The sequence below is a fragment of the Chitinophaga ginsengisoli genome (assembly GCF_003014595.1).
GTDB classification, from domain to species: domain Bacteria; phylum Bacteroidota; class Bacteroidia; order Chitinophagales; family Chitinophagaceae; genus Chitinophaga; species Chitinophaga ginsengisoli.
Genome location: NZ_PYGK01000002.1, coordinates 758,165 through 779,706 on the forward strand (window position 1 = coordinate 758,165; position 21,542 = coordinate 779,706).

At 48.2% G+C, this 21,542-nt stretch carries 8 protein-coding genes; all 8 read right to left on the bottom strand.

Annotated features, from left to right (window positions below):
* Positions 1-3 precede the first annotated feature (3 nt).
* The 8 genes from CLV42_RS34155 to CLV42_RS07675 all read right to left on the bottom strand — a co-directional run bounded on the left by CLV42_RS34155 (position 4) and on the right by CLV42_RS07675 (position 21,513).
* Complete coding sequence (locus tag CLV42_RS34155) at positions 4-1,530, bottom strand: eCIS core domain-containing protein (protein ID WP_211303403.1); 1,527 nt, start codon at positions 1,528-1,530, stop codon at positions 4-6.
* 2 nt (positions 1,531-1,532) lie between these two features.
* Positions 1,533-2,336, bottom strand: coding sequence for a ParA family protein (locus CLV42_RS07645; protein WP_106601294.1), 804 nt, complete (start codon positions 2,334-2,336; stop codon positions 1,533-1,535).
* A gap of 42 nt (positions 2,337-2,378) precedes the next feature.
* Positions 2,379-3,488: an SMI1/KNR4 family protein gene (locus tag CLV42_RS07650; RefSeq protein ID WP_106601295.1), complete on the bottom strand. Its 1,110-nt coding sequence runs from the start codon at positions 3,486-3,488 to the stop codon at positions 2,379-2,381.
* A gap of 8 nt (positions 3,489-3,496) precedes the next feature.
* On the bottom strand, positions 3,497-7,429 hold the full coding sequence (locus tag CLV42_RS34160; protein WP_106601296.1) for an eCIS core domain-containing protein: 3,933 nt from the start codon (positions 7,427-7,429) through the stop codon (positions 3,497-3,499).
* A 3-nt stretch (positions 7,430-7,432) separates the two neighbouring features.
* Complete coding sequence (locus CLV42_RS07660; RefSeq protein WP_106601297.1) at positions 7,433-9,271, bottom strand: contractile injection system tape measure protein; 1,839 nt, start codon at positions 9,269-9,271, stop codon at positions 7,433-7,435.
* Positions 9,271-12,513, bottom strand: coding sequence for a hypothetical protein (locus CLV42_RS07665; RefSeq protein WP_106601298.1), 3,243 nt, complete (start codon positions 12,511-12,513; stop codon positions 9,271-9,273). Before CLV42_RS07665 ends, CLV42_RS07660 begins: the two co-directional genes overlap by 1 nt.
* Before the next feature lie 25 nt (positions 12,514-12,538).
* Positions 12,539-19,732: a hypothetical protein gene (locus CLV42_RS07670; RefSeq protein ID WP_106601299.1), complete on the bottom strand. Its 7,194-nt coding sequence runs from the start codon at positions 19,730-19,732 to the stop codon at positions 12,539-12,541.
* An 89-nt stretch (positions 19,733-19,821) separates the two neighbouring features.
* Positions 19,822-21,513, bottom strand: coding sequence for a tail fiber domain-containing protein (locus CLV42_RS07675; protein ID WP_106601300.1), 1,692 nt, complete (start codon positions 21,511-21,513; stop codon positions 19,822-19,824).
* Positions 21,514-21,542: the final 29 nt, after the last annotated feature.

A 21,542-nucleotide genomic window follows, 5' to 3' on the forward strand; every position in this document is an offset into this window, starting at 1 on the left:
CTATCAGGGCTTCGCCGGAGCAGGAGGATCTTTCACATCATCTGTATTCTTCTTGCTGGTCGCCAGCATATCATCCACATATGCCTGATGCTTTGCATCCCATTCGGCCTTGAGTGTCGCAAACTCTGCGTCAGTGACGGGCTTTCTGATGACTATTTCCGGGAATGGATGTGCCTTTATATACTCCATGAAATCAATACCATGATTCCCTTCATGGAAGCCCAGCGACTTATTTCCCTTATCTGTATCAGATTTGATATGCCCGCGGCCATAACCGGAGTCACCTTTAGATGTCGCATCAGCACCATAAATAGTCTGAATGATCAGGGTCTTTGAAATGGTCACCTTTGATATCTTATTGTTTTTATTGCGCTCATAGGAAACGTGCGCATCGATACTGCCACTGGTAAATGCATGGTCGGCAGCAATATTATCTTCTTCCTTCGCTTTCCTGTCCGGTCTTATCTCCACCTTAAAACTGCCAACGGGGAAATTGGCCACCTCCGATTTCTCATCAGGCTTCACGCCATCCGGTAATGGCGTGGAGATCTCGCGTTGCACACCCGGCGTAGTATGTGATGCTGCGGCGCCGGATGTTTTACCTTCCATAGCAGGTGCTGCTCCCTGTTGTACCACATGCGTCAGTTCATGCGCCAGCAGGTGTTTCCCTGCGGACGAATCCGTATCATATTTACCACTGTTGAAATAGACGTCATTGCCATGTGTGAACGCCTGTGCACCCAATTCATTACTCAGTGTTGCTGCCTTCTCTCCGGTATGGATACGCACATTACTAAAATCAGCACCAATAGACTCACTCATCTCATTACGTACCTCACGGGAAAGTGGTGCACCATCTCCCCGCTGATCTTTCAGCTGTTGCGCCAGTTGATCGCTGCCCTCACGTGCGCCGCCAGAGTTATTCTCTTTCGCCATCAGGGAAGGCGCCCCTCCTTTCTTTCCCTCTTCCTTCTCTTCTTTCAGCACTTCATCTGCAGCGGGCTTTTTCTCAGGCTCTTCTTTCTTCTGCACCATCTTCTCTTCTTCCTTTTTTTCGGGTGCTCCCTTCTTCTGCAGTTTTTCTTCTTCTTTACCTTTATCGCCTTTCTTTTGCACCACCTTCTCCTCTTCCTTTTTATCGGGCGCTGCTTTCTTCTGTAATTTTTCTTCCTCCTTCCCCTTATCGTCCTTCTTCTGTACGGGCTTCTCTTCTTCCTTCTTATCATTCATGCCTTTCTTCTGCACCTTTTTCTCTTCTTCTTTCTTTTCAGGCATAGCCTGTACTGCGGATATTTCTTTCCGTTGTACAGCTGTACCCTGGGCAGGCTGTTTATTCACCACTTTACTGGCAACAGCGTCCGCTTCCTTCTCATACTGGTCTCCCGGCTCGCCGACAGACAGTTTAGGCTGAAAGAAAGCATCTTCTTTTGTTTGTATGGATGTTGAGGCAGGGCTGAAAAAAGGCCCTTCCTTTTGATCTGTTTTCTCGGGGTTACGATGTCTCCGATAGCGACGACTATTCATTTTCATATCTATCGATTTAAATGCAGCGGAGCTGCTGCTCCGCCGCCGTTAAGGCGTTCTGCTATTTCTGTGGCCAGTGCATAGTAATCTTTTGCACCATTGGCCGTATTATCAAACGAAAAGATATCCTTGGCCTGCTCCTGTGCCTTGGCAAGGGATATATTGCTGCGGATGCCGGAAGCCAGTACCTTATCAGGATACAGCTCCTGCAACTGCGTACGTATCTGCTTGTGCATACTTTTATGCTCATCAAACTTTGTCAGCACGAGCCCCAGTATTTCCAGCTTTTTGTTGAGTTGTTTTTTAATCAGCTGCACGTTCTTCATAAAACGCTGTACACCTTTAAAGGGCAGGAATTCTGCCTGCAGGGGCATCAGTACATAATCGCTGGCAGTAAGGGCGTTGACGGTTAACATGCCAACTGCCGGCGGACAATCAATAATAGCAATATCATATGTATTGCCCAATTGGCCTAATACCTGGTTTAACAGCTGCTCTCTCCCATATATACTTACCAGTTCCAGTTCAGCACTGGCCAGTTCGAGGTTGGCGGGTATCAATGGCAATACACCTGTATCCACAATGGCCTGCTGCGTATCTGCCAGTTCTCCGGAGGCTGCCTGTTTAAGCAGCTCATAGATACTCAACGTTGTATCGTCAGCAATACCCATGGATTGGGTAAGATTAGCCTGTGGGTCAAGATCTACCAGGAGTACGTCCTTCCCCATCCTTTGCAGGGCTGCTGCCAGGTTCAGGGCGGTAGTAGTTTTACCGGATCCACCTTTTTGAATCGCAATGGAAATAATTAACATAGTATTTGGGGTAGTAAAAGCGATCAGTGACTGTTAATGTATCTATTTCTTCAATATTTCTCCATGCTCATTTACTTCAAACAGCTCACTTCTCAGCTCATTATAAAAGTCTTCCAGCCACTGGAAAAAACATTCAAATCCGGATGGATCAGGACCTACATCATTGTAGTGCATGATCACCTGTCCGGGAATACCGGCCGGGCCTGGCGCCATGTCGATACAGATACGGTCATTATAACTATTCACCGCCACCGGTATCCATTGTTCATGCCACCATACCTGTTGTATACGTGTATCCTTCGTGACTTTTTTCTGTGCTTTTTTAAAGGCGCCCTCCGCATTCAGTCCGTTCATGTCACGGGCTGTCTTCACCATGCTTTTCTCATCATACAGGGTATACTCGCCCACCACGATCCTTTCATGTATAAGATCGAACGAATGCCTGAAGTCTTCCGGCAACTTAATCCCGAGTTCTTTTTCCAGTGCTGCTGCGGGATCATCCGTCTTCTTTCCTTTTAAGGCAGTAGTCAGCGTCGCAGTTTGTTTCTCTTTGTGTGCTTTATACCATTCAGTAATATTCTGCCACACACGCTTTACAGCCAGACGAACAACCGAATCTTTTTTCCGTTTAGGATCAGCAACAGGCAACTGAGACCTGCGTACAAACAATTCCCTTACCTGTATGGGCAAACGCTCCAATTCGTCTGCTTCTTCATCAAATAAAGGCACAATGGTCATTACCTTTCCTGTCTCTTTCTCATGGTCCAGCCACTCTGGCTCCAGGTACCCTTTATTGATGATGATCGCAGCCTTCATTCCGTCAAATTCCGGCACTTCAGCATTTCTGTAAATACTACCCGGGACGATCTCGTCTGCCGTTATCAGTTCCTGGTGAAATTTATAAAAGAATGCACCTGTTGCTTCAATTACCTTCTTTGACTGTTTACCGTTCACATCGATATTCAACTCAACATCATGGTCAGACAAGCCTGACAAACCCAGGGAAGTAATGGTACTCTCCGGCATCTCCTGATCAGGCATAGGATTTTTTACGGCAACATGAAAACTGGCATCACCCTGTTCTGCCTCCAACGCTATTAAAGTGTCGGGCTTACCGTATGTTTGCTCATAAGATCTGATCAATTTTTCCATAGCATTTATTATTTAAGATAATAACCAGAATACTTGGTATCCCACCACATCCGATGGCTCACACGAGGAATTGGCTCTTTATACAACGGCGACTCACTGGCACTCTTGGACGATTCTACCGGGTCTTCAATTCCGTGATAACTGGATGCCCTGGCATTCCACTCCATATTCTTGCTTTTCTCCTGTTTATGACCATATTGGTTCCAGTGATTGGATGCTCCCATATTAGGTCGGTGTCCAAGCACAATATCGGCAAAAGCTACCACTTTACCAGATCTCGCGCACGTATAAAACGCCTTATCGGACCTCAGGAAACTCACATTGTTTTCCTGGCCTGGGAACCAGTTGTATTCCTTCTTCTTTATGATGCTTTTCTGCAAAACAGCTGTCATCCTGTCATCATATTTGCTCAGGTTTCTATAGCCATATGCTTCCCTCTTATCCCTGTTTACCTCCCTGTCATTCTTTGGGAAGACGTCTTCAAAGGAATGTTCCTGGTATTTATCACCTTCTCCGGCTGTTGAAGAGTGCAGGAAGATCGTTCCATTGTCTTTCCAGATTTTGATCCACTTCAATGCAAGTGCCTGATCCACTTTCTTGTCCACCAGGAAATCCCTTAGGTCCCACGATTTAAACTTCAATTTGTCTCCCTTGAAGTTTGCTTTCGCCGCTTTCAATCCTGTAGCGATTGTCAGCTCCTCCTTCTTAGGCCCTGTCTTCTTCTTTGCCTGCACATACTCATAATCCCAACTATCCCCACCGTCTATCACGGTAATGGATTTAAACACCTTATGCTGCGACTTCACGGTTGCAGCTACCTTTTCTGCTTCCTCTTTCAGGATCTGCTTATTGGTAAGGTATTTAGCATCCTCTGTATCTATCGCCTGTAAGCCAAGACTCAGTTGCTTCGCTTTATCTTTTTCGTCGCCCTTCTTCTCCTTGTCGTCTCCCGGTTTCATATCCGCCTTCACCTGCACCGACTGCTTATTCGGCTTATCTTTAATAGTACCTGTCACTACCCAATGGTCGGTGCCTTTCGGTGCTACAGTAATGCCCGGTGTACTATGTTGTTTCTTAATATTCTCAACAGCATGGGTGATCTCATCACGGGTCATCGGTTTACTACCTTCCAGTGCTTTCACCTTCTGCATAGCAGCGGCAAAGTTCTTCAGTACATTAGGATCTTCTTTCCCCTTTTCTTTGTCTTTGCCCTTTCCTCCGGCAGCTCCCGGAGCGCCACCTGCAGCTGGTGCACCACCTTTACCCGGTGTACCGCCAGCGGCAGGTTTACCCGGAGCGCCGGCAGGCGGCGGTGTTCCTTTGGCCGGACCTGCACCGGCAGCTCCGCCATCTACGAACTTGCCTTGTTTTTCCTTATCTCCCGCGCCGCTCTTCGGTGGTACATGATCATCCACCAGGTCGGTCATGAACTTCGTACCATCGAATTTCGCTTCGCCAAAGCTTACTTCAGGCACCTTACCGGAACCTAACACATATTCCATATCTGCTCCTATACCAAATTCGCCCGGCAACGGATATTCAAGGGCGCCTATCGGCCAGGTCCATTTCTTATCTGGTAACGGCGACCACCACGGACTATCCAGTTCTACAAACAGATCGCCACTCAAACCCAGGAATGGTTGCGCCGCTATTTCCATATGCCCCTTGAAGAAGAACTCTCCCGGATCACGATAACCAATCGTCGGCCTTGCATCTACATAACCTTTCACACCGGCGTCGGCATTGATGCCCACACCTACTTTCAGATCATGTCCTGCCAGCTCTATACCAGCGCCACCTTCTGCACGCAGGCGCAGACCAGCATATGCTGACATGTTCAGAGAACCGGACAGAGATATATTTTTCGCTACATCAGGGTTATTGGAATAAGTGCCCTCTACCTCGATGTTATAGATCTTCGCCGGACCCACCTTCGCCATCGCGATCAGCGCCATATTGGCGAAGACAAATACGTTACCTAGCACGGGTATACCATAAGCCGCACGGGCTTCCAGCTTGAATAATTCTTTACTGTAGTCTTTCTGCTGGAAAAGGATGATCTCTTTTGGCGGAGCGATCTTGCCGACCACGGTCACAAAACCTTTTCCATCCACGATCACATTCACGCTACCTGCAAACCATTCCGTCATGTTGAAGGTCAGCGTACCCATACCAGCCATACCACGCGGACCTTTCCCTTCTGCTGCCGGTACTTCTGCCGGTGGTGCAGCTTCCTCTGCCTTGGCACCACCCAGTTGTGCTACCGCAAAATTGTCCGCCGTTTTCTTGTCTGTCATTACCAGCATCAGCGAACCACTCAACCTGTCGCCCGAATAGCTTACCATTCCCTTCACATCCAGTACACCTTCCTTGAACTTCGCAGCTATCTCACCAGAGAAGCCTTTGAAGCTCACTCCAAATGCACCTTCTCCCGACAGTTTATCTTCTGCCAGGGTAATGTCCAGGTTACCTTTCGCCACACCATGGATGTCCATTTCTGCTGTTACATGTGCCGAAGGCTGCATGTTCACAAAGCCCAGGTCCATGGTCGCTTCTGCGAAGCCACCTACCTTCACTTTCACCCCATTCAGTGTAAAGGTGAAGGCTCCATTTTCAAATGTATTGGTTGATTTCGACAGTACATTTTCTACATCTATACCTGTCAGCCAGCCGATGGCTTTACCGTTCTTACGCAGCCATTGCGGAATAGCTTCCGGTGCATCGCTTTGCCCGATCGTAGCAAAACCGCTTACCTCTCCGTTGGCCAGCCGTACGGCCAGCATTGGACTGGCAGCACTGAACATCGGCATGTTCAATGGCAGGTACGCATTCTTTAAACTTTCCATCACACCATCTTTCTCTCTCACTTTGATTACACCGGCGCCAGCCACTTTACCGGCATTGATGTTCACATCCAGTCCTTTACGGCCAGCGCCTTTGATTGCTTCGGCGAGACTGGCGGAAGGATTGAACCTGCCGGAAGATATATTCACCACCTCACCCGGCGCTGCACCAGGGGCTGCTCCAGCTGCAGGCTTACCACCCGCACGTTGTATCGTATCTTCAACTTTGGCTTGTACACCAGGTATTTCTTCTTTTTTCTCTGCGGATGAATTAGCAGCATTACTGTCTTCCTTTTTCTGCACAGCAGGTACATGCGCTGGTACAGCTGCGGGATCTGCTTTCTTCTGCACAGCAGCGCCCTGCTGTACCGTATGTGTCAGTTCATGTGCCAGCAGGTGCCTGCCGGTACTACTGGTGGCATCAAATTTATTATCGTTGAAATAGATGTCGTTGCCATGTGTGAACGCCTGCGCCTGCAGATCGTTGCTCATCTCCGCTGCTTCGGACCCTGTATGTATACGAACATTACTGAAGTCGGCGCCTATAGACGATTCCATTGCCGTTTTGGTATCGGCAGGCAATGGATTACCGGAGCCTTTCGTTTTCTGTAAACGGTCTTGTAGCGCGCTGTTGGTAGTATCAGCAGCATCACTGCCGTTTCCTTTTTTCTGGATGTCATCCGGTGGGTCGCCCATGCTGTCGAAGATAGGCTTACGTTGCACCTTCTTATCTTCTCCGGATATCTCTTCCTCTTTTCCTTCCTGCTCTTTCATTTGCAGGGTATCAGGTTGTGCAGCAGATGCAGGGGTATGTCCGGAAGGCACCGTACTGACAGGAGCCGGAACTGCTGCTTTGGCCTGCACAGGGGCAGGCGCACTCATACGCTGCACTACTTTATCTGCTACCTGGTCTGCCTGTTTTTCATAGTGGTCGTCGGGTTTTCCAATCGTCAGTTTCCGTTGAACGAAAAAGGGTTCTTTCGCCGTTTCTTTTTCTCCGAAAAAAGCACCACCTCCCTCCTCCTTTCCGAAGAAAGAATTGCCGGCAGGTTGCTTTGCCTTGCTACTTGTGCTTTTATTATCGGTTGCTTTTATCATTGTTTAGGTCCAGACCGTTTTTATCAGCCATGGCATCCACGATAATCCTACTACACTAAAGCCCCATGGCAATTGGTTTAACAACATATCATACGCCTGCTGTGTCACATATAACTGCCACTCTTCCTCCTTCCATTCCAGCTTTCCTTCCCTCAACAGGAAGTTGCCGCGCAAACCATCGGGCGACGTATTACCCAATGCGTTCCAGTGAGAGATCACTGCGGCTAACAATTCATTGGCTTCCGTCTTCTCCACATCTGTCAGCGGAATAAAACGTCTTACCGGTTCTGCCGGCTGGATACCACAGAGTATTTTAGGTAACACCAGGTCCCACTCCGGAATGTCTTCTTCTCCATAAGCCAGGTATCCCAGCAACTGTACTGCCCTGTGTGTTGCAGCTTCATCTTTGAACTGCTGTCCTTCTCTGAGCGCCAGCGCATCAAAAAAGAAAGACAGATAAGGATGCAGTAATATCAGCCCCGCATTATTGATGTAATAAACAGCTCCTTCTGCCAGTGGTTCCGGCGATGCAGTTTCCTCGTCTGTAGCCGAAGAAGAACGCTTCTTTCCTGCGGGATGTTCTGCATCGTTATTTACGTTCTCTTGCACTGTGGCATCTTCTTCGCTTTCCGCCGCTGCTTTTCGTGCCCTTTCTTCTTCTGTTGTTTTTTCTTTTTTCTTTTCTGAGGATGTTTTATCCTGTTTCACTTCTTCCTCCGTCCGTTCACGACGGGTCTTTTCATCGGCGCGTTCCTGTTCGCGGCGTTGCCTCGCAGCAGCTTGCTCTTGCTGTTCAGGTACGTCCTTTCCTGGATTATCCTTGCGCTGTTGTGCACCGTCCTCTCTGTCCCGCTTTTCTCCCTGTTTATGTCGCGTTGCTTCCTGCTGTGCAGTAAGCAGGCTCTTTTGTAGGGTAGTGATCTCAGGTACATATTGCATAGCAAGTGCAGCGGCTGTCTGTTGCAATAAAACAGGCGCTTTCACCGCGGCTGTTGTTATTGTCTGCATGACATACAACAAACGGGGTGCTACGGTATCTTGTGCTTTACCCACCAATTGATGCATGAGTTGCTGCAACAATGCGGTATTGTTCAATGTTCGCCCCGGTACAATGATCTCCCGGATCAGCCAGATGAACACATCATCATGATAGCTTGTCCTCGCAGGCAATACCGGGATGAGTGATTGCTGTGCAGTCGCTAACACACTCGCTGCTTCCCGCAACTGCGGATGATAAATAAACGTTTCCCATTCATTGATGACCTGTAACACCTGCCGGTAAGCATCTGCACTATATGCCAGTATCCAGTTCTGTACAAAGGCGGGTGAGAATTGTAATACCAGTCGCCTGATCGCATACGGATGTTCCATAAACAATACCTTACACTGCTGTAAAGCATATGTCTCGGAAGATAACGCGGCCAGTACACCCGCTTCCCATTGCGGCTGCTGCCATTTCACGGCGGAAGATGGCAGGATGCCTCTCTCCAGGAAATACAACCAGCTTTCATAGTATCCCTGTATCAGGGGTATTCTTTGCATGCCGGCTTCCACCGCCAGCTGTGCCTGCATGCCATGGTAATGCTTCCGGAGATGACCGATGATCATCTCCGGGAGTGAGGTCCGTAATGTTTCCAGGTCACAGGAACCCAGGTCTATTTCCAGTTTGTCTATCTGTAATAAAGTATCCGGATCGGCCCAGCTGTCCAGCAGTGCTGACAACATTGGCTCTAACTCCGTCGTGACACCTGTGCTCAATCTTCCCTGCAATGCAAAGGCTTCCTCCCTGGAAGGCAGCTGCACTTCCAGCAAGAGTTTTCCGATGGCATGTTGCTGTTCCATTAAGCGATCAATCCTTTATACGTGTTGACTGTTTTTTCATTCTCTGCCGTAACAATACCAGTAGTATTCCATACCTGCTGCCACTGTGCCAGGCCATCCCGCTGCGTAGTAATAGATTCTGCAGCTGTCTTCACCAGTTTCCTGGCTATTGCAGGTACTTTTTCGGGCGACTCCGCTATCAGCCTGTCTACATAATAAGCAGTTGCATAAACAAGCAGTTTGATTACCTGCGTTTTCTGTGCTGCTTTCAGCTTGGTGAAACCTGTCTGTAAGGTTGTCTGCAGCTTTTCATAACCCACATGCAGTACCTCAGGCGCACCACTTGCCAGCAGGAAGGATTTAGTATCCGTCCAGCGACTGTCTTCCTTCAGCGTCTCATCCTCTTTCGCCATCTTGTTTACATCATCACGATATCCCAGGAAGCGCTTATTGAACGCAGCGCCATCGTTACTGACAATGGATCTCGCATTTGCGTTCGGATCTGCGGTCGTATCTGTATCTGCTGCCGGAGTTTTAGATGCGGGCAGGAAAGCACTGATAGTAAGCCTTGCGGATGAATCCTTGCAATCCTGAACATCTTCAAATGTGTAGTCTAAAAAGTAAATACCTACCTGCGGATCCTCCAACTTCAGTGTTGCATGTTTTTTATCTTCTTTCCAGGTGACATCAAAATTTAAAGGATCAATAGGTTCCTGGTTGTCGTTCTGTTGTAGAATGAGGCTAAAGGCGCCACCGTAAGGAGTGGCTTCCACGCCGATTTCATCTGTGCTGGAGATATCCCAGTCAACAGTAACTTTGCCATTGCTGGTCAGTTTCACATCACCCAGCGGACAGATAGTGATCTCTTTCGAGAACTGGCTTTCCATACCTTCACGGGAAGCTGTTAATATAACAGTAAACACTACACCGCGCTTCCGCTCTAATTCAAATTCCACCACCTCGCTGAGATTGGTCGTATCCTTGTCAGTGATGAATGTTCCTTTATAATCGAACAGTTCCCAATGATAAGCATCTGCCCTCAAGGACTGGTTCTTCAGCGATATCGCGACTGCTTCACCTTCCGAAGTATCTTCCTGTTTAATAATACTGAAGCGGGCTACCGGCGGCGACTCCTGCAATATAAGGTTGATAGCAGGCTTGCCGGAACAGCAGATATAAGGCAGGCAGAAATCTGCCACTACTTCATATCCCTCCAGTTCTTTCGCCAGGCTCATAGCAGCTGCTTTCTCTTCGTCCTTACTACTGAGCATCAGGTTCACCAGCGTCGACTTATCCTCTTCCGAAAGGGAAGCTATATTGGTCTTTGCACATACCAATACCAGGGTACCACCTTTAGGTACGCCTCCATTGTGTTCAAGCCCCGGATGCTCTTCTGCAAAACGGTGAAATAAGAGGCTGCCTGTCAGTTCTCCCTTACGGCGAACATACTCTACACATACGGCGTAAAGAGACGTTAAATGCGCCCGGCAGCATGTTTTATCCTTATCGTTACAGGCGCCTTCCCTGCTGCAGATCTCAGTAAGTTTCTTGTCGAGATCTGCGATAGGTGGTTTGCCAAACAGGGTGACCAGCGCTTCAAACATATCGCCGATATCATTCCGGTCGAACTCACGCCCGAAGATGACCTCTTCAAAATTATCAGAACAGGTACGTGCACAACGGATGTCATTCACAATCTTTTCCAGCATAACGGTCAGATCGCTGAATTCCGCTGATCTTTCACGGATCAGCTGGTCCATATCTTCATCTTCCCCCAGGTATACCACCTTTATATCAAAAGGCAGGTGAAGATCTCTGCGCAGGTCAGCAATGGCGTCCTGCGTTGCCTGTACCGTCTGACCCGTATGCCCTTTGATGCGGAAGAAGTCATAGCCATCCATATTCGCCAGCAGGAACTTCCTGTCTTTCTCGTCCGTAATACCCGGAATGTTGAAGGTCCGGCGATTGCGGGTCGCTGCTGCATTCCAGCTGGCTGACAATTCTGTTGGATTCTTATAATAGAAAGGAATCGCCCTTTCTGACAATACTTTATTGATACCAGCATCCGGTGTAAAACCTACGACGGAAGAAGGAAAATTAGCATCGTTAAAACGTGTATGTGTTACGTCTGCCAGGTATTTCAGACGCGCCAGCAACACCTGGGGTTTCTCCAGTGAATCGATGCTCAGGTCTGCAAAAGGAGGCCTGTAAAGCCCCATACGGTAGTTGATGGCCTCCTGTCCTGAGAGGGACATTGTCCGGATACTATGCAGGGCAATATACCCCCGGAAGCGGCTCTTTTTCGGCATCAGGGACAGGTAGCTGAACAGGTCTGTAGCTACAAACTCTTCATAAGTAGCCACCAGGTCGCGGTAATAATCATACAGCCATGGGAACTTTTTACCGCCGCTGCTCTTAACCGCAGTGCGCAGCTTTCCCAGGTCGTCTGCCAGGGTATTGAATGGATTAGCCGGGTCCAGTCCCAGTTTCTCCTTCACCAGTTCATACACCGATTTAAAGGCCGTTCCGATCAATGGTTCTGCTGCTGCACAAACTTCATCAAATCCGGTACTGACAGCAGACCAGCTGGTAAAGTGCTCAAAAGAGATATGTGCCCCTCCCTCACTTGGCGTATAACCAAAACGGTTGATGATCGGATCATTCTCTCCTGCATCTGTAGCATCATTAATAAACCAGGCATCCAGTTCTGTCTGCGTAAAAAAGCTTTTAGGGATCAATGCCGCTTCTACTTCCAGTGTTTTTTTACTTTCACTGTTCTCAAAGCCATACAGACAACTATCCTCTGTTGATTCGTCGCTGCGCACAATAAGTACGATCAGGTATGGCGTGGTATCTTCGTCTCCCTTCGGATTATCCGGATTAATACCGGACAAGCGATAGATAAGCTCATTATGGTTCTCCTCCGCATTGCTGAGCACCATCACTGTGGCGGTACGGTCCAGCAGCGGTACATCGAAGTTTTTACCCTCCGGCGTTTTGCTGATACCTTTATAAATGATCTCATCTTCCAATGAAAAGAGCTGACCGTCTGAAGTTACCGCTGTACCAGGTTTCAGCCTGACAGTACCAGCGGCTGCATCCACCACTACATCAAGACCATAAAAGATGCCTGATCCCTCCAGGTAGGTGCGGGTATCCTGGTCTTCCTGCCCTGAAAAATTGACAATACCAGTCAGGCTGCTACTCTTCAACTGCTGCCCCTTTTTAAAAACCGGGTAAGGGGTAGAAATATTTATTATCATTTCTGAAGAATTTATTTATTAAATATTATCCAAGCATTGCCTCATCCAATATGATCAATGGCTTATCATCCCCACCCTCATCATCATACAGGTATGCAGCCGGATATACATTTTTTAGTTCTCTTAATATTTGATTCAAAGCCTGCAGACTATCGTCATAATCACAGCTCTCTTCCCTGGATAATGCGCCCAGCCATTGTTTCCAGGCCTTCTCAAATTGCAGCATCTGTTGTGGGCTTATCCAGACAATATTCAGCCGTATATGCGACGGCGCCTCCCTGCGCAGTGTATCTTCAAAGAATTGTCTGAAGCGGGCCAGGCGGAAACGCTGCGGCCAGGCGGGTAATACAACGGTAGACCAGAAAGAGTAAGGATCTGCCAGGAAAGTACGGTCACAAAAGGCTGCATTCTCCTCGTCTATTTCCTCCTCATCATCACAGCAGAGACACACATCATTACACACCGGCAGAATCGCATCTTCTGTTTTGCACACAATCGGGATCACCACTGTACTGACACTGTCTACCTTTACACTACTCAGCAATGACTTCATTTCATTCCGTACAAAAGTCAGGTCGCTCAGCAGTTTGATCACCTCATCCGTTGCTTCCAGGGCAGCTGCCGCTATCTTCTCATCATTCCTGTACCAGGAAATGGTCATCGTGGAAACCTGCCTGTCAACAAACACCTTATCATTGTTAGCAGCCTGCTTCAATGCATCCATATAGGCAGCTGCATTGGCAAACACAGATTCACTGATAATACGCAGCACGTATGAGAATTGCTCCGGTTGTGACCAGTTTACCTGCAGTTGTAATGCCTCATACGACTGCTGCTGTCCGCGGGGACGCATCAGGATATGTTCCAGCAGATGCAGGCCTTCAGCGCTGATCACTGTCTCTACATGTTCCATAGCTGCGTTACGGGCAGAAATGTTTGTATAGGAAAGCGGATGTTCCGCCTGTATGCCCTCAGGATTCACCAGTGTAATGCCAAAAGGACCGCAGGCATCTTCATCCCCACGTTGATAGTTGCGCAGATCTGTCAGCAGGCCATTGGCGTCTCCCAGCCTTGCTTTTGCTTCTTCAGGCGTATCATAGACGTGTACTGACTCCCATATCGTGGTATAGTCATAACTGATCTTATTGCCCACCAGCAGCTGTTCTATATTGTTGATCTCAAATGCGTATCCTTTGCCGTTTTCCACTACAGGAAACATCATGGCGTTAAACACACGGGTAGCGCGGTCATTCTCTATATCTTCCCCGCAGATCACCTCCGGCGCGATGGCGATGATCTTTCCGTCCATATCCTTCAGGTAAAGCGTATAGGCGTTCTCACAACCCGGCATCTGCTCGTAATAGTAAGAGGCTTCTGACCTTGCCATTTCCAGCAGGTACACATAGAAATACCGTTCTGCCTTTTCCGCCAGTGCAGAAGAATTATAACGGGTGACCGTCTGCCACATCACTTTATCATCCTTACCAAATAACTGGTAGTAATACAGCTTGATAGCAGATGTCTGCTCGTCGCCCTCTCCTCCTTCATTGGCAGATCTCCAGAGTTGTGTAAAAGAAGGAATATTATTATAGCTCATCCACAACTGGGAGTAATTGATCTTTTCAGGTTGATCAAAATACCAATCCAGGATACGTGGATCTATATTGCCTTTTTCATCCGGGTTCACAAACCAGCCATAGAGCTTTCTCTTACAGTAGATATCTGCCTGCAGCTCCAGACGCGCGTCTTCTCTTCTTTCCATCCCCTGGTACCAGCCTGCATGTTGTGCCACACGGTACACACTGTCATCTACCATGCGGAAAGCATAACGGCAGCCGCCAGCATAGTCAGTATAAGGAAAGAAGTTCTTATTGTCAGCATCAAGATTGTCGAGGAATGTCTGTAATCTGTCCCATGCATCCTGTTCGCTTACATCTTCTTTTTCACCCACGCACTTTTTGGTCACATGCTGAATGTCCAGTAGTACTTTACCCAGGTTGATGGAATAATTACAACCTACCGTCTCATTATCCAGACAATAGTTGCCGCGGAACAACAGCAATTGCAGGAATTCCAGCAGATCGGTCATTGCAGCATCCGGATCTGGATACGTGTGCATGCTTTCCCACTCGTAGCTATTCGTTTTTGTATTGTAGATATGGAATGCAAAGCTTCCATCGTCTTTTCGGTATATAGCATGTCTGCGGGCAAATTTCTGCCTTGCCTGGATAGCAGCCATATAGGCATCATAACTACCCGGCGTGATCTTCGCGACAGCTAATGGCTGGCCCTTATCATCATTCAGATAAAGATCTTCCGTTGTCGCTGTCCAGGCACTGTAGTTTTCGACCGACAGCGTACGTTGCAGCAGCCCCCAGCACTCAGTCTGGAATGCAGCCGCTGCTGCATCCGGGGTAGCATACGCAGTCACACTCTGCCAGAGCAGGAAATCATTACGACGTAACTGATAGTAATACCGGCCGTTCTCTCCCGTCACTACAGAGGTGCCCTTTTCCAGTACAGTGTATCCCGGCAGTTTACGATGATAGCGTTGCAGCAACGCAACGACTGCCTGCTCTCTTTCTGCTTCGGATTCAAACTGTGGAACATAACGCGCCATACGGTAATCACGGTCCCAGAGGCGATAGCCGATCACGGTGTTTTTACTACCGCTTTGATATAAGCCTGTACGAATGTCTTTCTCCTTCGCATATACATCCGGCTTCAACAGGTCAAGTCTGAATCCTGCCCATGCAGCAAGCCTTTTAATGGCTTCTTCACCCTCACGCTCGCTGTCATACAGGTGAGGATGTACCGCTATCCTGTCCTCTCCTTCCATGAGATATACACGATAGCCGCCCTCTTCCTTGATTACTTTATAATTAGCTGCAGTAGGCGCCAGTTTGTCGAGTATATATTCCAATGCCTTCTCTGCATCTTCTTTCTCCGGTTTCTCATCCAGACCTTCCAATGCAGTTTCAGGATGCCAGCAACAGCAGGACAACCACTGCCAGCTATAACGCCAGGCACCTGTAAGTTTCACGTCGGTCACTGTCTGGCCATGATCCTGCAGGAAGCGGAGCGTACGCTCTATTGCCGCATCCCTGGCCTCCGTAGTGGTATATTCGAATGGATGTACCGCCAGTACGTCCTTTTTGTCACTAATGATCTTAAAACTGTAAGTACAGTTACTAATGCACGTCTTCAGATAGTATAACCGCTGCTTTCCAAACTTCACCGTGTCATAAAAAGCAGTACGTACCTCGTCATAACTGTTGTAAAAATGAGGTTCCTGTAACAACAGACCTTCACTATCGCTGATCTTAAAATAATAACGATACAGGGTCACAGCAGACCATCCGGCGCTTTCCTGTAAAGCAGTCACTTGCTGATGCAGCAACAGCAATACAGCATCTCTTTCTTCTGCTGAAGCATACCATTTTCCCTGCTTGGCAAAAGGCGCTCCGTCTTTCGTAAAAGCGAGATAACCATATCCGCTTCCCGGCCACTGATCTGCCTGTACATCTTCTGCTTTTGCAGTCAGTACCCAACCAAGGAAAGCAGTTGCAGCAGCCTCCCGGCTATCCCATACAGGAATGCTCTGCAACAGGGGCGTGCTGCTCTTTTCGTCTTCCCAAAGGAATCCGTAAGCATTTACTGCTTCGCCTTTCTCCACCCAAAGTGAATCCTGTGCCGCTTTTATCAATATTCTTTCCAGCAGATTCGTGGCAGTAGCATGATCGCTTGTTTCAGGACTTTCTGCGAGTAATTGTCCGGCGTCATCATGCACCTGCACCACATACCGGCAATTATCTAATGTATAAATAGTTACCCGCTGCGGATCACTGGCATGACGGATGACGTTACGGGTCGCCTGTGCTACTGCTGCTCCGTCAGGAATTGGGCGGGCTGTGCTCAGCAGGATCTCAGGCAGTCCTGCCTGACATTCAAGGTCTTTAAAATGATAGATGGCCGCAGATACAGTAGTTACTGCGCTGCTTATCGTCAGCCACAGACGGCTGAACAGATTCACATATTTATCCCGTGCCAGCCGTGCAGCATCTCCCGTAGGGAAATCAGACATGTGCACAGACATCACGGTAATGCCCTGCGTGCCCTCTTCATTACCGGACTCCTTACGGACAACCTCCAGGTCAAAGCGGCCGCCTCCCTTGTGTACTATAAGGTAGTTATCTACATTGGCAGCCAGTTCTACAAACTGCACAAAAGCCACAGGCAGTTGCACTTTATCTTTAAAAGGAATCATGCCCTGCCATGCAGGTTGTCCCTCATAGGTCATCTGCCAGTTGTACAATTCTGACGCATCGCGCTGGTATACCAGGTAATGTTTACGGAAGTACTCCTGCAGCTCTTTCTTTTTCTGTTGCGCTGCTTCCTCCGTACCATATGCCTGCGGATGATACGCGATCTGTACATTGTTCTGCACAATGACGATCCTGTAATTACCCGCCGCCATCTCTGGTTCTACTTCCCAGGCATTGTCATCCTGTAATATCTCCAGACAGTCATATCCATGTGAAAGAGCTATCTCTTTTGTTTCAAAACCTTGTTTGCTTTTCAGCAGTGTCTTACCGTAATCGTCAGGAAACAGGAAATGGTAGCCTTCCTGTGTTTGCGGATACACCTTGTACTGCCCATTATCGTTGAAGAATTGCACGAACCATTCCATCACCGCATCTCTTTCTTCTTCGGTCGTATATTCAAAAGAATACTTCGCGGCGATCCACTCATCCGCCGTCAGCGGAGATTGTATATAGAAACCGAACACGCCTTCTCCCGGGCATCCGTAAGGCCTGTAATTCGCCTTCTCTTTACCCAGCTCCAGGAACTGTTTGAAAACGCTCTCAATATTTTCTTTGCTATGCAGGCTGTCACTTACAAACAATGGTGTATTCTGACCAGGTATCGAGCAAACGAAACCTGTCTGCTTTTCAGCATTGACAAGATCGAAGTTATTCAGTGAAGCAGCAGGAGCCTGCCGTATACCCATCAGTCCTGCCACTCTTTTTTCCAGGCCACATACCGGGAAGCCAGTAGCAGGATGTTTGTAATCAAAGGCGAGGGCGCGGTTAGCGCTGGTCTCAGGGTAAGCAGACAGGAAGGCGGCCTTGTCTGCAATATTGCGTGCAGGGTCATTCTTCTTACCACTCAGATTATACATCATCAGTGCATAATCTGTGAAATCTTCAGAGAACCTTGCCAGCAGATGATTCAGGAATCTTTCTTTCCTTTCGAAATACTGATCTGAGGTTTCGTATAATGCGGTGAGCATCTCTGTATCGCCCGCATCGCTGTACACCAGGTCGAAGCTGTAAATATCGTCGCGGCGGTTGTTATTACGACTGTAACTGCCGGATAAGGTAGCCAGGAATACAACATCCAGCGCTGCCTGCTCTGCTGCTATTTTCGTACTGAAGAAAACAGCACTTTCCAGCAACACGTTGTTGGCAGTATCTGTCAGCTGGAAGTACCAGTTACCATCGTCTTCCCTTTGCTGGATCATGCGTACCACATTATTGTTGGTACACTCACTGATGATACGACGGATCGTTTCATCACGCAAATACATCGAGCTGTATATCTTGCGGCCTGTACCAGTGGCATCCGGTTCATACGCCAGCTCCATACCATTATAGGAAGTGCCTTGCGTATTCTGTGGTAATTGTTTCTTATAACGCAGCAGGGATGGTAACTGCGGAATATTGCTGATATCAGCAGGGAAATAAGTATGTTCTCCGCCTTCAGGTGTCGGGCGCATGGAGAACAGTTTCCGTATACTGGATAGCTGGGAGAAATAGTCAGCAAGTAACCTGTCGAAGAACAAGAGGTAAGCCTGCAGCTGTAATGCCTGCGCCTTTCTGGCGGCAGTCGCATCGCCCGGTACCTCATTCTTACCCACCAGGTACACCTTCGGAAATTCATACTGAACAGAAGTATATTGCGCAAGGTCCAGCTGACGACCTTTAGGCACCACCGTGTCCAGCAATTCCCTTTGTTTGGGGAATTTATTATAGTCAGAAATACCTTTCTTATACCGTTGGTTCACTACCTCCGTATTCGCATTAAACGGTAGTTTATTGCGGAAGAAGATCACATTGGAAGTCTCCGGGGATAATACAGGACGATGGTCCTTTTTCAGGTGCAGGCACCACTCTTCTCCTTCCTGTTTGATGGGATTACCGGCTGCATCCGTCATTGCGTACCCGTCTTCATCAGCACTGCTCATCAGCAGGCGGGTTACACCAGCCACACCAGGCACATTCATGATAATGCGGTAGAGGTCTGACGCACGCAGCTCTGTCAGCATCTGCAGGTTTTCCAGTTCCTGCACGTCAATGAAACCATTCTGTTGTAAAGGTTCATCTTTCACAAAATCGTAAGGGCGGCCTTCGAAGATTTCCTCCATGCTTCTACCCTTATCCAGCAACTGTTGCAGGTTGTAAAAAACAGGAGCGGGCGAAAGGAAATCCTGGATGCTGCTGTAAATATTCAACAGTACATCATCCGGATCATAATTCGCTGCCAGTTCAATATGCAGGCAAAGACTGATCGGCTCTTTCTCCAGCACTATAACATCGGGGAAGTCTTCGCAGAGATTACGATGTGCATGCAGGCGGGTATCAATTTCCGACAATACCGCATCCATCGGGAATACATCATTGCCGCAGGCATCCTTTTCATAAGCAGCAGCATACACATCATCGGGTTCAATGTATACACGATACAGCCCTTTCAGGGGTACAGATGAAAGTCCTTCCGACAAGCGGGTATTGTCAAGGTTGCCGTTCGTACAGTCGTATGTCAGGGAATAAGCCTCTTCTGTTTCCGTTTCATTGATCGGCGACAGCCAGGCATTGCGCACACCTTTGATATCAATGAGCATGCGGCGGATGTCTGCAATGGTCAGGGGATTATTACCCAGGATCTGTGCAGCGGTATAAAAGTTATCCTCCCCTGTGCCTGCAGAAGCAGCAACAAGGTCTTTAAAAGAAAGTTTGGTGCGATAGTCCAGGTCCGTCAACACGTAACACAGGGCCTCCAGCATCGTGATGCCGGGATCGTGCAGGTTGTGGTCTGTCCATATCTTGCCTGAAAGATCCGCAACATGCTGAATGCCCAGTTTGCGCAGCGTGGCAAAGTCCAGGTACTCCGGGAACCCGCTGTCTTTATCTGTAGTTATATATTTGAGATCAGGCATTTTAAGATAGTGCTTATCAGCCCACCGCGGCGGACTGCGTGTTTGTAGGCCCGGTATCAACCGGGTATAATGTATCGGTGATCAGGCTGTTATTTACCTTCCAGGGCATCCAGGCGTTTCTGCAGTGCAGCGATCGTCTCCTGCTGTTCCTGTATGGCTTTCGTCAGCACAGCTACCATATTGGCATAAGCCAGTGTCTGCGTACCGTCGCCGTCCGTATTCACCAGTTCCGGGAAGAACTCTTCCACCTGGTGTGGCAGGAAGCCGATCTGCGCTTCTGTCGAAGGACAGTTGGCCTTCTGATTGAAAGTGAACGTAACAGGGTTCAGTTTCTTCACCTTGTCGATCACGTTACCCAGTTTCACCGGATTGCTCACCTTACGTACATCCGTATCCAGATAGAGACCGAAGGCACGTGCCTTGCCCTTTACATTCAGGTCAAAGCCAGTTGGAGTCAGACCACCAATGATGGTCTTACCTTCTGCGGAGATCGTTACCAGGTCATCGCCCTGGTTTATTTCCAGTTCATTACCGTTACCATACTCACCACCTTTCTTGAACACAAAGCCTTTTGAAGCATCTGTGAGGAATGCACCCCAGTCATTGTCTGCACCCAGCAGCAGGTAGTTCCGCTTTTCATTATTAGGGCGGTTATTGATGATACTGAAACCCGGATTAGTATTATCGAGGCACATCAGGAAAGCACCGGCACTATTTGCTTTGGTGATCTCCACATTCGTAACAGGCGTTTCTGTTCCGATGCCCACACGGCCATCCTGTTTGATGGACACCAGTGTTTCGCATGCCGGTTTGGCAATATTCTTCAGATAGTTTTTGCCTTCATCCAATCCCTTGCGGAAATAAAAACCATCCTGTGCATTAGTGGTGAAACTGGATACACGCTCATCCAGCGTCACATTCAGGTAATTCTGATAATTATATTCTGCTTTGTGGATCCAGACTGCCTGTGGCACTACTGCCTGTACAGGATTCAGTAACAGACGGGAAGACCCCTGATTATAGATATCAACACCCGCTTCAGGAGCAGTAGTGCCAATACCTACAGCAGCGCCGGCATCAGGCGTAGTGATAAACACCGGCTTTGCAGACGTTACCTCTTTAGGTACATTCTCTTCTCCATCTGAAGGTACCGGTGGCGGCACTACAGAGGTGAAGAGGAATCCTTCAGTATTAGTCGTAAAGACTGCTTTGTCATCTGCCAGTTTTTCTGACAATGATTGTGTACTGTCACCAGCAGTATGCTGGATCACGAATTCGGGCGACTGTGCATTATCAGGGCTGAAGAGGAAATCCGCTTTCAACTCATCCACATGGATGTGCACTCTTGCCTTAGGATCTTCAGTGCCCATGCCTATCTTACCAAACACTTTGGCATACATGATAATGGGCACTTTATCCTCGTTGCGGATGATCTCCCAATCTTCATCGGAAGCATCGATGTCCAGCATTTTCCAGTTGGTACAATCTATTTCCGGATTATCTGTGGAGCAGTGTCCTTTGCTTTTATCAGCTTTTGTATTATCACCGGTACTTCCGTCACAGCCGCATGGCTTATCGCCCGCAGGCGTACAGGTATACAACGCATTGTTGTAGATCACTACATCGCCTTCGTAATAGCAGATCCCAGCCGCCCATTTTCCGAAAAAAGCATCATCTCTTCTTACCAGCGTAGAGTCTATCAGGTTAAAGAAATCCTGCGAGGTAGGTATAGCGCCGGTCTTAAATTGTGCTTTCAGCGCTGCTCTGGTTGTTATAGACATGGGGGTATCTTTTAATTTTTTATGAATAA